Source organism: Aequorivita sp. H23M31, assembly GCF_004022485.1.
GTDB classification, from domain to species: Bacteria; Bacteroidota; Bacteroidia; order Flavobacteriales; family Flavobacteriaceae; genus Aequorivita; species Aequorivita ciconiae.
Genome location: NZ_CP034951.1, coordinates 649,862 through 664,558, shown reverse-complemented (window position 1 = coordinate 664,558; position 14,697 = coordinate 649,862). Strand labels below are relative to the sequence as shown.

Below are 14,697 nucleotides of genomic sequence, written 5' to 3'. Positions count from 1 at the left end.
GAATACTTTGTGAATGGATTGAACGTTATCCCACTAATCAATGCATAATTATTATATTTACGACCTATAATTTTTTCCTATGATATTAAAGAATATTTCCGTTCTATTTTTTATAATTCTTTGCAGCAACGTTATTTCAGCACAAAAATATCTTTCCAAAGAAATGGCCGAGGTCAGTACGCAATGGAATGAAAATAAATTCACTTCCACAAAAACCTTTGCGGAAAACATTGCTGAAGCTTCCGAATTCACTATTCTTACAAAGATCTTAAAAGAAGATCCGGTTTCCGAAGAGATCAAGAAAAATGAAATGGTTACCATTTTTACTGTGAGTGATAGAGCATTTTCTAAAATGGAAAAGAAACAAAAGGATTCACTTCTTGGGAACAAAAATTTGATGAATTCCATGGTAAAGTATCTTATTGTTCCTGGACGAATTGATAAGCACGGGCTTAAGACCGAAGCAAAAAAACATAATGGAAAATTTTATTTGGCTACACTAAATGGTCAAAAATTGGGCGTCATCGAAAAAGAAGATCAGTTGTTTTTGGTTGATTCTGAAGGTCGGCAAGCGGCTATTATAGATGGGGATTTCTACTTTAAAAATGGTTTCTTTCACATTATCAACAATATAATTTTACCAGAAACTGAAGAATAACATTATATTTCATACATTTCATCCACTTGTATGTATTTCTATAAATATTCAATCCCTACGGATTGGGATTATCTACATATGAGAAGATTTAAGATCAGATGGTTCTATCTTTAAATGGCCCTCAGGCATAGAACCCAGAGGGTTCGCATATTTATAGCAAGAGGTTATTTGCGACGGGTTCGACCCCCTCGGGGTCGTATTTCATCCGCTTGTATTTTTTTTTATAAATATTCAATCCCTACGGGATTGGGATTTGAATGTTAAATAGGTTTGAGTTTTGTTATTCCAATCTTTAAAGAACTATCCAAGCCTTGAACCCAGGGGGTTCTTATATTTATAGCAACGAGTTAGGGCGGCAGTGTTCGACCCCGTCGGGGTCGTATCTCATCCGCTTGTATTTTTTTCTATAAATATTCAATCCCTACGGGATTGGGGCGGCTCAATTATAAGTAGGTTTGAGTTTTGTTCTTCCAATCTTTAAAGAACTATCCCAAGCCTTGAACCCAGGGGGTTCTTATATTTATAGCAAGGAGTTAGGGCGGCAGTGTTCGACCCCCTCGGGGTCGTATCTCATCCGCTTGTATGTTTTTCTATAAATATTCAATCCCTACGGGATTGGGATTTGAATGTTAAATAGGTTTGAGTTTTGTTATTCCAATCTTTAAAGATCTATCCAAGCCTTGAACCCAGGGGGTTCTTATATTTATAGCAAGGAGTTAGGGCGGCGGTGTTCGACCCCCTCGGGGTCGTATTTCATCCGCCTGTATGTTTTTCTATAAATATTCAATCCCTACGGGATTGGGATTTGAATGTTAAATAGGTTTGAGTTTTGTTTTTCCCATCTTTAAAGAACTATCCCAAGCCTTGAACCCAGGGGGTTCTTATATTTATAGCAAGGAATTAGCGCGGCAGTGTTCGACCCCCTCGGGGTCGTATTTCATCCGCTTGTATTTTTTTCTATAAATATTCAATCCCTATGGGATTGGGATTTGAATGTTAAATAGGTTTGAGTTTTGTTATTCCAATCTTTAAAGAACTATCCCAAGCCTTGAACCCAGGGGGTTCTTATATTTATAGCAACGAGTTAGGACGGAAATGTTCGACCCCCTCCGGGTCGTACTTCCTCTGTTTGTATGTTTTTCTATAAATATTCAATCCCTACGGGATTGGGATTTGAATGTTAAATATGTTTGAGTTTTGTTATTCCAATCTTTAAAGAACTATCCAAGCCTTGAACCCAGAGGGTTCTTATATTTATAGCAAGGAGTTAGGGCGGCAGTGTTCGACCCCCTCGGGGTCGTATCTCATCCGCCTGTATTTTTTTCTATAAATATTCAATGCCTATGGGATTGGGGCGGCTCAATTGTAAGTAGGTTTGAGTTTTGTTATTCCAATCTTTAAAGAACTATCCTAAGCCTTGAACCCAGGGGGTTCTTATATTTATAGCAAGGAGTTAGGGCGGCAGTGTTCGACCCCCTCGGGGTCGTATCTCATCCGCTTGTATGTTTTTCTATAAATATTCAATCCCTACGGATTGGGATTATCTACATATGAGAAGATTTAAGATCAGATGGTTCTATCTTTAAATGGCCCTCAGGCATAGAACCCAGAGGGTTCGCATATTTATAGCAAGAGGTTATGTGCGACGGGTTCGACCCCCTTGGGGTCGTATTTCATCCGCTTGTATTTTTTTCTATAAATATTCAATCCCTACGGGATTGGGATTTGAATGTTAAATAGGTTTGAGTTTTGTTATTCCAATCGTTAAAGATCTATCCCAAGCCTTGAACCCAGGGGGTTCTTATATTTATAGCAAGGAGTTAGGGCGGCGGTGTTCGACCCCCTCCGGGTCGTATCTCATCCGCCTGTATTTTTTTCTATAAATATTCAATGCCTATGGGATTGGGGCGGCTCAATTGTAAGTAGGTTTGAGTTTTGTTATTCCAATCTTTAAAGGACTATCCCAAGCCTTGAACCCAGGGGGTTCTTATATTTATAGCAACGAGTTAGGACGGAAATGTTCGACCCCCTCCGGGTCGTACTTCCTCTGTTTGTATGTTTTTCTATAAATATATAATCCCTTCGGGATTGGAGCCCTTAGGAAAATTCTTCCCAAACAACTAAAATTTTACATTTTTTCGAATTTAGTACCCTTGTCACCCTTGCCTATCGAAAGGCTACACTCTGGGAACCCTCGCAAAAAAATGAAAATCAAAGGTGAATTTACTTCTCATAAAATTGCAAGACATCCATTTTAATAAAGGTTCGTATCGACGGTTTTTCTCCACATTCCAAGCTTTAAAATAACCGGAAAATTGGGTGAAGTGGATTAAGATTAATTATAAAATGGGGGCATGATTAACTCGAAAACCGATTGGTTAGGTTATTTTTGCACGCCTGAAAGTTATGAACCCCCGTATTTTTAAAATTTTCCTATCCTTATCGGTCCTCTTCGGATCCTTTGTCGCACACGCTCAGTATATTGAAGTAGATGGCAATTCCTACACCCCAGAACAGTTAATAGAAAACATTTTAATTGACAGCGGTTGCATCGAAAATGTTTCAGTAATAAATACGATCGGGGGTAATTTTGAGGATGGCGATAAAAGTTATGGATACTTCAATTCCAATGGATCCAATTTTCCTTTCGAAAAAGGTTTGGTCCTTTCCACTGGAAAACTGACGAATGTTCCGGGACCAAATACAACTTTAAGCGACGATGATGCTCCCGGATGGGTTGGCGATCGCGATCTGGAAAGAGCCTTAGGCATAACCAATACAATAAATGCCACCATTATAGAATTCGATTTTGTTCCCAATGCCGATAATATCCGGTTCCGATATATTTTCGCTTCGGAAGAATACCAGCAAGGCGATCCGAATACCTGTCGCTTCTCAGATGCTTTTGCCTTTCTTATAAAACCGATTGGTGGCACTTATAATAACATCGCATTGGTTCCAGGTACAAGTACTCCCGTGCAGGTAACAACGGTTCATTCAGGAATTCCGGGAGCCTGTCCACCGATAAATGAAACTTATTTTGAAGGCTGGAATGGCCCTAACGCGGCAATTAACTTTAATGGACAGACCAAGGTTTTAATTGCAGAATCACCTGTTACTGTAAATCAGCAGTACCACATTAAGCTTGTTATCGCCGACCATGGCAATTACAGATATGATTCCGCTGTTTTTCTAGAAGGTGGAAGTTTTAATATTGCCGCCAACCTTGGACCTGACCGCAGTTTTGTTACAGATAATCCACTGTGCGAAAACGAAACTTATATTCTGGATGCTACGCCGGTAGGTTCTACCCCAATTTCATATAAGTGGTTTAAAAATAATGTTCTCTTACCTGGAGAAAATTCTGCTCAGCTTGTGGTAACTACCGAAGGAATTTATAGGGTAGAAATAGATTACGACAATAATTGTATTGCTACGGATGAAGTCTTTATTGAATACGACGGTCCCGTTCAGGTTCAGGATACAGATTTATTTCAATGTGAGCCTAATGCTGATGGCTTGGCAACTTTCAACCTTTACAATTCTGAAAGAGCGATCATCGATGGCGATCAATCGTTGCGGATTTTCTCTTTCCACAGAACATTTGAGGATGCGGAAAACTATCTTTCTCCGATAACAAATCCGAGAAGCTATACCAATATCGTTCCTGATGAAGAGGTATTCGCACGTGTTCTATCTGAATATAACTGTATTGGCGTGGGCAAGATAACCCTTAAAACGACCACTAATTCAGTTTCTCCATTTCAATTGGTTTCTTGTTCCAATGAAGGAACTCCGGGCATTGCTACTTTCGATCTTTCAGGAATTACGGCCGAATTGATGGACCTTTTCGGAAATACTTCCATCGTAAAATATTACCAGTCCTATTCCGAAGCAATTAGGCAAATCAACCCGATTGCTGTTCCTTTCACAAACACAAGCATGGGTTTGCAAACAATCTTTGCAAGAATTTCTGGAAATATCGGATGTTTGGGTACTGCTGAAATAACCCTTAAAGTAATAGACACTCCTGAATTTGAAGGGCCAGAAAGCCATATTTATTGTCTGGGCCAATTTCCAGCGAAAATCACACTTCCCTCTGGACTTATTGGAACAATTTCTAATGCCGAATTCCTCTGGTCCACGGGAGAAACCACATCTGAAATCCGCGTCAATGAGGCTGGAATCTATACCGTTACCGTAACCCGAAGCAGCCTTGTTTATGGGGAAACCTATTCCTGCACCAATTCCAGAAGTATTACTGTTATTGCTTCCGAGCCACCTCGTGTATCTTATGAGCTGGAAGGAAATTTTGGGGATCAAACCTTATTTGTTTTAACCTCCGGAGTAGGTGACTACGCCTTTTCACTAGAGAATGGTCCCTTTCAGCAAGATCCTGTTTTTGAACATTTAAGACCGGGAAAATATTTATTTTCCGTAAAAGATTTGAACGGATGCGGCACAACGACCATCACCGTTTATGTGCTTGGTTTTCCAAATTTCTTCACACCAAATAACGATGGAATCCATGACTATTGGCAGATAAAAGGTTTGGACGGAAGTGACCTACAATTGGAAAAGCTTCTGATTTTTGATCGTTTTGGGAAAGCTCTTCATAGCTTAAATTTTCATGGAAATGGTTGGGATGGAACTTACAACGGAAAACCATTACCATCTTCAGATTATTGGTTTAAGGCTGTTTTTAAGGATGGTGGTATATTTAAAGGGCACTTTACCTTGAAACGGTAAAGGAAATAAGGAACTATGTCGAATATAGTGGATATTGGAAATTTCATGTATCATGTCTGGTCGAGCGCAGTCGAGATTTCAAGACCTCTCGACTACGCACGAGGAGACCTATTTTCTATAAACTACTTTACTTTTATCCACTCAAAACAACATAGACGCGGAAATAAATTTTAAAAAAAAGAATATCAAACATCTTATTCCAATCCCGTATCTTTATCTTCAGGCCTACAGTCACATACATTGGATCCTCCGTCACAACAGGCATAATATCCATCTCCACAAGATACAGAACAATTAGAATAAATATCTCCAATTGTGCATGAGGTAGAACCCTCCCCACCACTTGTGCAGTCATCGTCGTCAATACCCTTATTCAGAAAGGTATCGGTATTGACCGAAGCCATATTTTTAACCAAACTATTGGCTTTAATCTTTATGGCATCTTTTTCAAACTTTCCAAATACAAATGTATTATCCTTAGCATACGCTATTTGATCACAAAAGTAAATCTTTTCATCAGTATTGAGATTTTTATAAAATTCTCTTCCCTGCTTATTATTTACTACAAAAGTAAGCCTTTCGTTTTTTGAATTCGAAAACCTAATTGCTTCCAAAGTATAAACAAAGGAGATTTTGTCTTCTTTTAAAAAAGAAACTAATGCTTTCCTCTCTTTAAGGCTATGGGGTAAAATGGTAATGACATTTTTATAATGGGTTTCTTTTTTATCAAAAAGAAAAACCACGCCATCGGATGCTTCCATTACTTTTTTGTTTTGAATGTTGTCTCTTGTAATAACCCCTTTATTTGCAATGGGGTTATGGGGCATTGGATTTTGTTTTAAGCTATTTTGAACCTCATTCTCTTTCTCAAAAGTTGAATTTTCTTCTTGACAACTAAAAGAGATCAAAAAGATTAGGCAAAATATAAATATTGATTGTAATTTTATGTACTTCATAATATTCAAGTTTTATTGTTCATGATTTTTTTTGAGCAAAGTGTCAGTCTTTTTGAGACGGTATTTGTTTTTTGTTGATAGTAGCTAATTTACGCATCAAATTGCAGTATAATTCATGTTTTTCCCAAGAATTGTCCTGAATCTCATTTGTAAATTACAAAAAAAAGATTTCCCAGGAAAATCATCTTGAAATACAGAGCTATGTTTAGCAAAATTTTAACGTTCTATTTTAAAAACTCCTTGCAGACCAAAAGCATGTTTCTCATATTCTAAACAACGGCAGATTCATATTTTGAGTAATTTTGTACCTCACTTATTTCTTTAGTTTATGTCGAAAACGTCCCCCCATAAAGCCTCCCAGATCGCTCTCGAACATTTCAAAATCAAAGCCCTGGCCACAAGGCTCAACAGCTATGTGGATGAGAATTTTTTATTGGAAACCAATTCTGGAGAAAAGTTTCTTATGAAAATTTCCAAGGAAGACAATGCGGAGCGACTGGATTTTCAAATCCAGCTTTTGGAACATCTTTCCCATAAGGAATTGCCATTTCAAATTGCAAAATCCGTTTTGGACAAAACCGGAAATGCGCTTTCTAAAATTTCTAACGATAAAACCGTTCGTTTGCTCACTTGGATACCCGGCCGGCTCTGGGCCACTGCAAATCCAAGGACGGATAATATGCGCAAAAATTTGGGAATGGTTGCAGGGAATTTGACAAAAGCACTGCAGGATTTTGATCATCCCGGCGCGCATCGTGAGTTTGATTGGGATTTGGCAAATGCCGCCTGGACCAATCGCCATGTCAAACGATTTTCAGGGAATGAAAGTGAAATGGTTACTTATTTCCAAAGAAGATTTTCGCAAATACAAGAAATATATAAAGCTCTTCCGAAAAGTGTAGTCCACAATGATCTAAACGATTACAACATCCTAGTTTCCCCAGATTACTCCAATCCTACGGTCGCAGGAATTATTGATTTTGGGGATTCTGTTTTCACGCAGACCGTTAATGATCTAGCTATTGCTCTAGCTTATGCCATAATGGATCTGCCAGATCCACTTTCTGCGGCCTTGGATGTTATTAGCGAATATAATAAAAAGTATAAATTCGCTGAAAAGGAACTGGAATGTCTCTACACCTTGGTGGGAATGCGTTTGGTGACCACAGTTGTAAGTGCCGCTATTAAGAAACGGGAATTTCCCAAGGAAGATTATTTTGTTATCAGCGAAAAACCTGCTTGGGAATTATTAGAGAAATGGTTTCAAATAAATGAACAATTCGCGGTTTATTCGTTTAGAGAAGCTTGTGGACTGACTGCACATCCATTGGAAAGGAAGTTTGCAGCCTGGGCAAAGAATAATCAGGTTTCACTGAAAACGGTTTTCCCTACTCTTCATTTTGATAAGGTCACAAATCTGGATATGAGTGTGGGCAGTACTTTATTGGGCAATTTGGCCGAATATGCAGATCCTGAAGTTTCGGAACTTAAATTGCAGCAATTCCGAAAACATCATCCAGATTCGATTGTATTAAACGGTTATCTGGAAGCGCGACCTTTTTATTCCACGGCAGCTTTTAAAACCGAAGGTAATAATGGCCCGCGATACCGCACTGTTCATTTGGGAACGGATTTTTGGATATCTGCAAAAACGCCAGTTCATGCGCCATTTGCTGGCAAGGTAAAAATTGCCCACAACAATAATTACGACAAGGATTATGGTCCCATGCTTATTCTGGAACATCAGTTTGAAGGCAATGTTTTCTATACCCTTTACGGGCATTTATCAATGAGTTCACTTCAAATTTCTAGAATAGGGCAGACCGTAAACAAGGGAGAACTTATCGCTTATATAGGAGAATCGCAAGAAAATGGCAATTGGGCGCCACATCTGCATTTTCAGATTATAATGGATTTGTTGGACAATAACGAGAATTTTAACGGAGTAGCCCTTCCTTCGGAAATAGCGGTTTGGAAAAGTATTTGCCCAGATCCGGATTTAATTTTCAAAGAGGAATTAAATGCTTTGGAAAACCCGGTTCCTGAAAATAAACTTCTTGAATTCCGAAAAGAACATTTGGGAAAAGGATTGAGTCTCTCTTATGATAAGCCGTTACATATTGTTCGTGGTGAAGGCGTTTATTTAATTGATAAAGATGGTCAAAAGTATCTCGACACTGTAAACAATGTTAACCACGTAGGCCACCAGCATCCAAAAGTAGTGCAGGCAGGCCAACGCCAAATGGCCGTTTTAAATACGAATACACGATATCTTCACGAGGAAATCGTGCAATACGCAGAAATGTTATTAAAAAAATTGCCGCCACATTTGTCTGTAATCCATATAGTAAATTCAGGAAGCGAAGCAAACGAACTTGCATTGCGAATGGCGAAAACCGTAACTAAAAACGAGGATTTTATCGCTATAGAAGTTGGATACCACGGAAATACCAATGCTGCAATGGACGTGAGTTCGTATAAGTTTGATGCCCTTGGAGGAAATGGAAAACCTAAAACCACCCATGTTCTTCCCTTGCCCGATTCATTTAGAGGAAAATATACTGGTGAAAATTGCGGAATAGATTACGCAGCACACACGAAGGAAATTATTCAAAGATTGAAAGTTGAAGGGAAAGAAATTGCCGGATTTATCGGTGAAAGCATGGTAAGCTGTGGCGGACAAATTGTGCCACCTTCCAACTATTTTCAGGAAGTTTATAAACACGTTCGAAATGCTGGTGGTATCTGTATTGCAGATGAAGTCCAGACCGGTTTTGGTAGAATGGGAAAAACTTTCTGGGCATTTGAACTTTATGAGGTGCTTCCAGATATTGTAACAATGGGAAAACCTGCTGGAAATGGACATCCTCTAGCAATTGTTGCGTGTACGGAAGAGGTTGCAACCAAATTTAATACAGGAATGGAGTATTTCAACACTTTTGGAGGAAATCCTGTTTCCTGCGCAATTGGCAGAGCCGTTTTAGAAGTGATAGAAGAGGAGAAACTTCAGGAAAATGCCTTGAATGTGGGTGGATTTTTAAAATTTGAATTACTGAAACTCCAAAAGGATTTTCCAATTATTGGAAATGTTAGGGGAGAAGGTCTGTTTTTGGGATTTGAGTTAAACAATTCAAACAAAGAACCGCTTCCAGAACAAACAAATTATCTAATGAATAGAATGAAACAATTGGGAATACTTATGAGCATCGACGGTCCAGATCACAATGTTATGAAAATAAAACCTCCGCTAGTTTTCAGCAAAGAAAACGCGGAGGAATTAATAGCAAGGTTAAAAACAGTTTTTGCTGAGGATTTTCTGAAGGAATTTTGAGAGAACCTTATCTCAGTATCGCTCCAAATTCACTCTCAAATTTGTGTTTCAACTTATTCATTATTTTATCAACCTGAGTATCCGTAAGGGTTTTGTGCTCATCTTGAAAAGTAAAGTTAATCGCATAACTCTTTTTTCCCTCTGGTAGGTTTTTTCCTGTATATACATCGAATAGGGTAACTTCTTTTAGAAGCTTTTTCTCTATACCTTGAGCAGCCTTTTTCAGATCCTGAAACTGAACAGATTCATCTAGCAAAAGTGCGAAATCCCGCTCTGTACCTGGAAATTTCGGAATTGGTTTCAAGTTGAAGTTTTTATTCGAAATTTGTCTAAGTACGGCTTCCCAATTAAAATCCGCATAGAATACTTCTGCATCAACATCTAGTTTTTTGGCGATGGACTTTCTAATAATTCCGAATTCTACAAGATCTTCTTTATTTCTTCGGAAGGTAAGTCCTTCAGAAAAAATATCTGTTTCAATTCCTTCTTCAGTATATCCGCTAAGCCCGAGTCGTTCTAAGATAACGGAAACCGTTCCTTTTCCGAAGAAGAAATCACTTTCTATTTTACTTCCAACAACACTCCAATTTTCTTCAATCCGCTTTCCGGTAATAAAAAGAGAAAGATGCTTTTTTTCTGTTCTACCACCTGGGAAAGAGTGATATGTTTTTCCGAATTCAAACAAACGCAAATCGTTATTTTTCCGATTACTGTTGTACTCTATGGTCTCTAAACCTGAAAAAAGCATGGACTGGCGCAATACCGAAAGATCTTGGCTTAAAGGGTTTAACATCGTTACATTAAAGCTATCCTTTATCGACTCGCTTAACCCACTGTACTTTGGAGTGGTCAAGGAATTATTCATCATCTCGTGAAATCCAAGTGCAGTTAATTGTGAGGCAATCGTATTTTGAACAGAATAATCTTCACCTCGCAAAACGGTTGCGGTTGAAGCATTGAGTTTTTCGCTGAACTTGATTTCGTTATAGCCATAAACTCTCAAAATCTCTTCAATCACATCCACGTCACGGGTAACATCGCTCCGATACGGAGGAATGCTCATACCGATACCGGTTTCAGTCATGTTATTGATTTTAATCTCAAGAGAAGTAAGAATTTCCTGAATGGTTTCCTTTGGAATTACTTCACCGATTAGCTTATTGGCTTTTTCAAAATTCAAAAATACCTGATGGTCCTCTATTTTCTTATGATATAGATCCACCAAGTCACTGGTTACGTGGCCTCCCGCAACCTCAATTATTAAAATCGCCGCTCTGCGCAGTACGTAATCGGTAATATTTGGATCCACAGCTCTTTCAAACCGAAAAGAAGCATCGGTGCTAAGACCGTGTCTCTTGGCCGTCTTTCGGATACAAACAGGATTAAAATAAGCGCTTTCCACGAAAATACTCGTAGTCTCTTCCGACACTCCACTATTCAATCCGCCATAAACTCCCGCAATACACATTGGTTTTTCACCATCGCAGATCATAAGGTCCTCATCGCTTAATTCTCTTTCTACCCCATCAAGGGTTGTAAATTTTGTACCATTTGGTAGTGTTTTTACGTTAATGGTTTTCCCTGCAATTTTCGCCACATCAAAAACGTGGAGTGGCTGTCCCAATTCATGTAGTACGTAATTACTCGCATCCACAATATTGTTAATGGGAGAAAGCCCTATGGAGCGAAGTCTGTTTTGAAGCCAAATAGGAGAGGGGCCAACTTTAATTCCGCTAATGGTGATGCCACAATATCGCGGTACCAGAAGCGGATTTTCAATATTAACATCGATTTTTAAGGTGCGGCTCACTACTGTGAACCGGCTTGAAGAGGGAGTATTGATTTTTGATGAAATTCCGTGACGGAGCAAGCCAGCGCGAAGATCGCGTGCCACACCCCAATGGCTCATGGCGTCCGAACGATTGGGAGTTAAACCAATCTCAAATATTTTATCATTCTCAATTTCAAATACTTTGGAAACCGCGGTTCCCGGTTGAAGTTTGGCATCGAGCACTATTATTCCGTCATGGGAATCTCCTAGACCAAGTTCATCCTCGGCACATATCATTCCTTCACTTACTTCTCCACGAATTTTTCCCTTATTGATAGTCCAAGGTTTATCTTCGGCATCATATAGGGTTGTACCCACAACTGCAACTGCAACTTTTTGTCCCTTGGCCACATTTGCCGCGCCGCAGACAATCTGTAGGATTTCTCCATTCCCAACATCAACTTTGGTGACTTTTAACCGATCGGCATTTGAGTGTGGTTCACATTCTAGCACGTGACCAACAACAACGCCTTCCAAACCGCCTTTTACAGAAGAAAAATCTTCAATTCCTTCTACCTCGAGACCGAGATTTGTAAGGAGTTCCCCGGTTTTTTCAGCATCCCACGGAAGTTTGATAAATTGTTTTAGCCAGTTGTAGGAAATATTCATAGGTGTGTATTCTTAAACGATTGCAAAGATAATATTCTATTGGTTATTGTTCGGACTTTTGGATAATGAATAATCTCTGATGTTTAATGTATAATCTCTAATGCAAAATGAATATTTAAGCCGGAAAAAATGTTTTCAATGATTAAATAATACTCAATAAAAATAAAAAATAAATAATACACCTTTTAAAAAAGATTTATTTGTCCTATAATTTGCAAATCAGTTTTCCTTTTTACTATATTTAATGCGACCTAACTATCTTATATTATGAAACTGATTTCTTATCTTTCCTTAATTCTACTCCTAATAAGTTGTAAATCTGAAAAAAGAATTAATACCGTGGAAGTAGCTCCGCCGGAACGTGGAGAATTGAGTATGGATTCTCAAATCTTTTTAGGCAACAGACTCTTTTCTGAGAAGAAGTGCATCACCTGCCATGATGTTAACCGTGTAAAAAAAGGTCCGAGTGTTAAGGAAATCGTGGCAGTCTATAAAGAAAAAGACGGGGATATTGTTTCGTTTTTAAAAGGGAATAGCAAACCCATCGTAGCTACAGATCCTGAACAAATTGCTATAATGCAGGAGAACATTGAAGGCTTTTTAAAGAATATTTCGGATGTGGAAATGAATTCCATCGCCACTTATATGATGCACGTCGATGAATTATATGGGAATTAGATTTCATATCTAATTGAAATGATTTTCCTCCCGATTGCGCTCCACAACTTCTTTAATAGGAATGCCATCAATAAAAACATTCTTAATTACGGCCTCACCTTTTTTAATGGCGACCAATGCATATACATTTTGGGTGGAATCTCTTGCGGATTCGTGATAGGCCCATTCCGCTTCAGGAGCTTTGGTTTCTTCCATATAAAACTTGTGGAAAGGGTAGGAGATAGTTATGTTTTTTGAATACATTCCCGATAGGTAATCCACTTTTGCTTTTACGTAATCCTTATTATCATCAGGTTTTACCTTTGAGATGGATTGGATCTTTGCAAATCCCTCGGAATCGGGTTTTAGGATCACATAAACTTCTTTGGCCTCAAGCCACTCCTCTGTAGATTTTACCGGAAAGCTGTTCTCTTTAAATTGAAGGATAATATACTTTCCCCGAAATAAATCTGTAGGATCGACAGGGGCTACCTCAAATTTGAATTCCTTTCCTGTTTTCAAGATATTCTCCTTATCCCATATCATTTTTGCTGGGACCAACAGTTGAACCATTGCCACGACAATAAACGCTGTTATTAAAATCTGCTTCTTAGTCATTTTTCTTTCTCCTTTTAAGCATCAGATAATTCGCAATAAAAAAACCAAGACCAATAACCATCAGTAATAAGCCACGGATAATAAAACTCAAATCGCTATTTATAAATCGGATTATTATCCAAACGGTAATAATGGAAAGTCCAAAATTTAATATCCCAAGATTTCCTCGTCTTGCCCCTTCAGTAATCGTGAGTATGCTTAACACAAGAATAATCAGGTTGATGAGAATTACGGGAATTTGTGAAAAATATCCCAGGATAAAAATGGGAATAAAGAGCAAGAAAATAATGGAAAAGGGCGGGAGCTCTCTAAACGATCTGCCTTTTTGCTGCTTGTATAAATACAGCAATGCACCCGCGGAAATAACTAAAGATGCCCAGAATTCTCCAGTGGTAATTAAGTTTCCGAAAGAATATTTTTCTCCGTTCAAATCGGTCCAAAATCCTTGAAAACTCGCCATAAACAATAGAATTAAAGTTCCAATTGATCCAATCACCTTGTATGGATTGTTCCTCAAACTTTTATCGATAAAAAACGAGTTGTTCCCAATAATATAAAGCAGCCCAAAAAGACTGAAATATGCAATAAAGATTAATGAACCCGAATCTGAAGTAACAGTGGCAAGAGCAATGGTTAGTGATAAGGGAATGAGCCAGTTTTCTATAATTAAAAAGTTGCTCTTTGGCTGCTTTTTAAATAATATAAAGTACTGCGGAAGTACGGCGAGCAGCAAAAGCCAATAGTAGTGAGAATCTGAATTTAAATATGAAAAATAGCGCAGTTCCATTACATAGTAGGTAATTCCCATTACGTACAATAGAGCCCCCATGGATGATTTCATGATATAAATAAGCGGAAGGGAAAGGAGCAGCCAAATAAGAAGGAAGGAACTCAAATCTCCCGAAATATGGTAAATCTGACTAATAAGTGAATTGCAAGCGCCAATAGCAAAAATGAGAAAGGTGGTTGCGCTTTCTTTCCAAACTTTATTCGTTGGTTTTCTCACCAATACAAAAGCGCAAATAATCTGAGCAATAACTAGGGGTAAAAAAGAAAAAAATGTTTTGGTATTAGTGGAAAGTTCATCCCAATTGTGGGCGATGATCAATATAATCCCCAATCCAATGAGCAGTGCACCCAAAATCCCGAAAGCTAGAAAAAGCCTATTGGAGGAAGATCCATCTTTGCTTTTGTAGTACTGCCGAATCTTTTCTGCAGTATCCGGAGTAATAATTCCAGCTTTTAATAATTCGGGGATATCCCTTTGTACGCTCATCTTGGCTTTTGG

At 38.4% G+C, this 14,697-nt stretch carries 8 protein-coding genes; 4 read left to right on the top strand and 4 right to left on the bottom strand.

The genetic code is table 11. The features are described 5' to 3' along the window. Positions 1-79: 79 nt before the first annotated feature. Together EI546_RS02960 and EI546_RS02955 are read left to right on the top strand one after the other, a co-directional pair. The gene (locus tag EI546_RS02960; RefSeq protein ID WP_128249147.1) at positions 80-658 is read left to right on the top strand and encodes a fasciclin domain-containing protein; all 579 of its coding nucleotides are present in this window, start codon (positions 80-82) and stop codon (positions 656-658) included. A 2,406-nt stretch (positions 659-3,064) separates the two neighbouring features. Continuing rightward, positions 3,065-5,407, top strand: a complete 2,343-nt coding sequence (locus EI546_RS02955) for a T9SS type B sorting domain-containing protein (protein ID WP_128249146.1) — start codon at positions 3,065-3,067, stop codon at positions 5,405-5,407. 194 nt (positions 5,408-5,601) lie between these two features. Here EI546_RS02955 and EI546_RS02950 read toward each other — a convergent pair whose 3' ends face one another. Then, the gene (locus EI546_RS02950) at positions 5,602-6,234 is read right to left on the bottom strand and encodes a hypothetical protein (protein WP_128249145.1); all 633 of its coding nucleotides are present in this window, start codon (positions 6,232-6,234) and stop codon (positions 5,602-5,604) included. 457 nt (positions 6,235-6,691) lie between these two features. On the opposite strand from EI546_RS02950, the gene EI546_RS02945 reads away from it, so the two are divergent. Next, a complete protein-coding gene (locus EI546_RS02945) occupies positions 6,692-9,694 on the top strand; it encodes an aminotransferase class III-fold pyridoxal phosphate-dependent enzyme (RefSeq protein WP_128249144.1) in 3,003 nt (1,000 codons plus the stop codon). Positions 9,695-9,701: 7 nt separating this feature from the next. On the opposite strand, the gene pheT is transcribed toward EI546_RS02945, so the two are convergent. After that, entirely contained in the window at positions 9,702-12,134 is a 2,433-nt protein-coding gene (gene pheT / locus EI546_RS02940; RefSeq protein WP_128249143.1) for a phenylalanine--tRNA ligase subunit beta, read from the bottom strand. A gap of 267 nt (positions 12,135-12,401) precedes the next feature. On the opposite strand from pheT, the gene EI546_RS02935 reads away from it, so the two are divergent. Next, positions 12,402-12,812: a c-type cytochrome gene (locus EI546_RS02935; RefSeq protein WP_128249142.1), complete on the top strand. Its 411-nt coding sequence runs from the start codon at positions 12,402-12,404 to the stop codon at positions 12,810-12,812. A 9-nt stretch (positions 12,813-12,821) separates the two neighbouring features. On the opposite strand, the gene EI546_RS02930 is transcribed toward EI546_RS02935, so the two are convergent. Further along, positions 12,822-13,409 carry a GDYXXLXY domain-containing protein gene (locus tag EI546_RS02930; protein WP_128249141.1) on the bottom strand — a complete coding sequence of 196 codons (588 nt, stop codon included), beginning with the start codon at positions 13,407-13,409 and terminating at the stop codon, positions 12,822-12,824. Continuing rightward, positions 13,402-14,685: a DUF2157 domain-containing protein gene (locus tag EI546_RS02925; protein ID WP_128249140.1), complete on the bottom strand. Its 1,284-nt coding sequence runs from the start codon at positions 14,683-14,685 to the stop codon at positions 13,402-13,404. Before EI546_RS02925 ends, EI546_RS02930 begins: the two co-directional genes overlap by 8 nt. Between the last annotated feature and the right edge of the window lie 12 nt (positions 14,686-14,697).

What these genes read in the sequence shown, in the direction of transcription:
- EI546_RS02960 (WP_128249147.1), top strand. Translation starts at nt 80, where the DNA reads ATGATATTAAAGAATATTTCCGTTCTATTTTTTATAATTCTTTGCAGC.
- EI546_RS02955 (WP_128249146.1), top strand. Translation starts at nt 3,065, where the DNA reads ATGAACCCCCGTATTTTTAAAATTTTCCTATCCTTATCGGTCCTCTTC.
- EI546_RS02950 (WP_128249145.1), bottom strand. Translation starts at nt 6,234, where the DNA reads ATGCCCCATAACCCCATTGCAAATAAAGGGGTTATTACAAGAGACAAC.
- EI546_RS02945 (WP_128249144.1), top strand. Translation starts at nt 6,692, where the DNA reads ATGTCGAAAACGTCCCCCCATAAAGCCTCCCAGATCGCTCTCGAACAT.
- pheT (WP_128249143.1), bottom strand. Translation starts at nt 12,134, where the DNA reads ATGAATATTTCCTACAACTGGCTAAAACAATTTATCAAACTTCCGTGG.
- EI546_RS02935 (WP_128249142.1), top strand. Translation starts at nt 12,402, where the DNA reads ATGAAACTGATTTCTTATCTTTCCTTAATTCTACTCCTAATAAGTTGT.
- EI546_RS02930 (WP_128249141.1), bottom strand. Translation starts at nt 13,409, where the DNA reads ATGACTAAGAAGCAGATTTTAATAACAGCGTTTATTGTCGTGGCAATG.
- EI546_RS02925 (WP_128249140.1), bottom strand. Translation starts at nt 14,685, where the DNA reads ATGAGCGTACAAAGGGATATCCCCGAATTATTAAAAGCTGGAATTATT.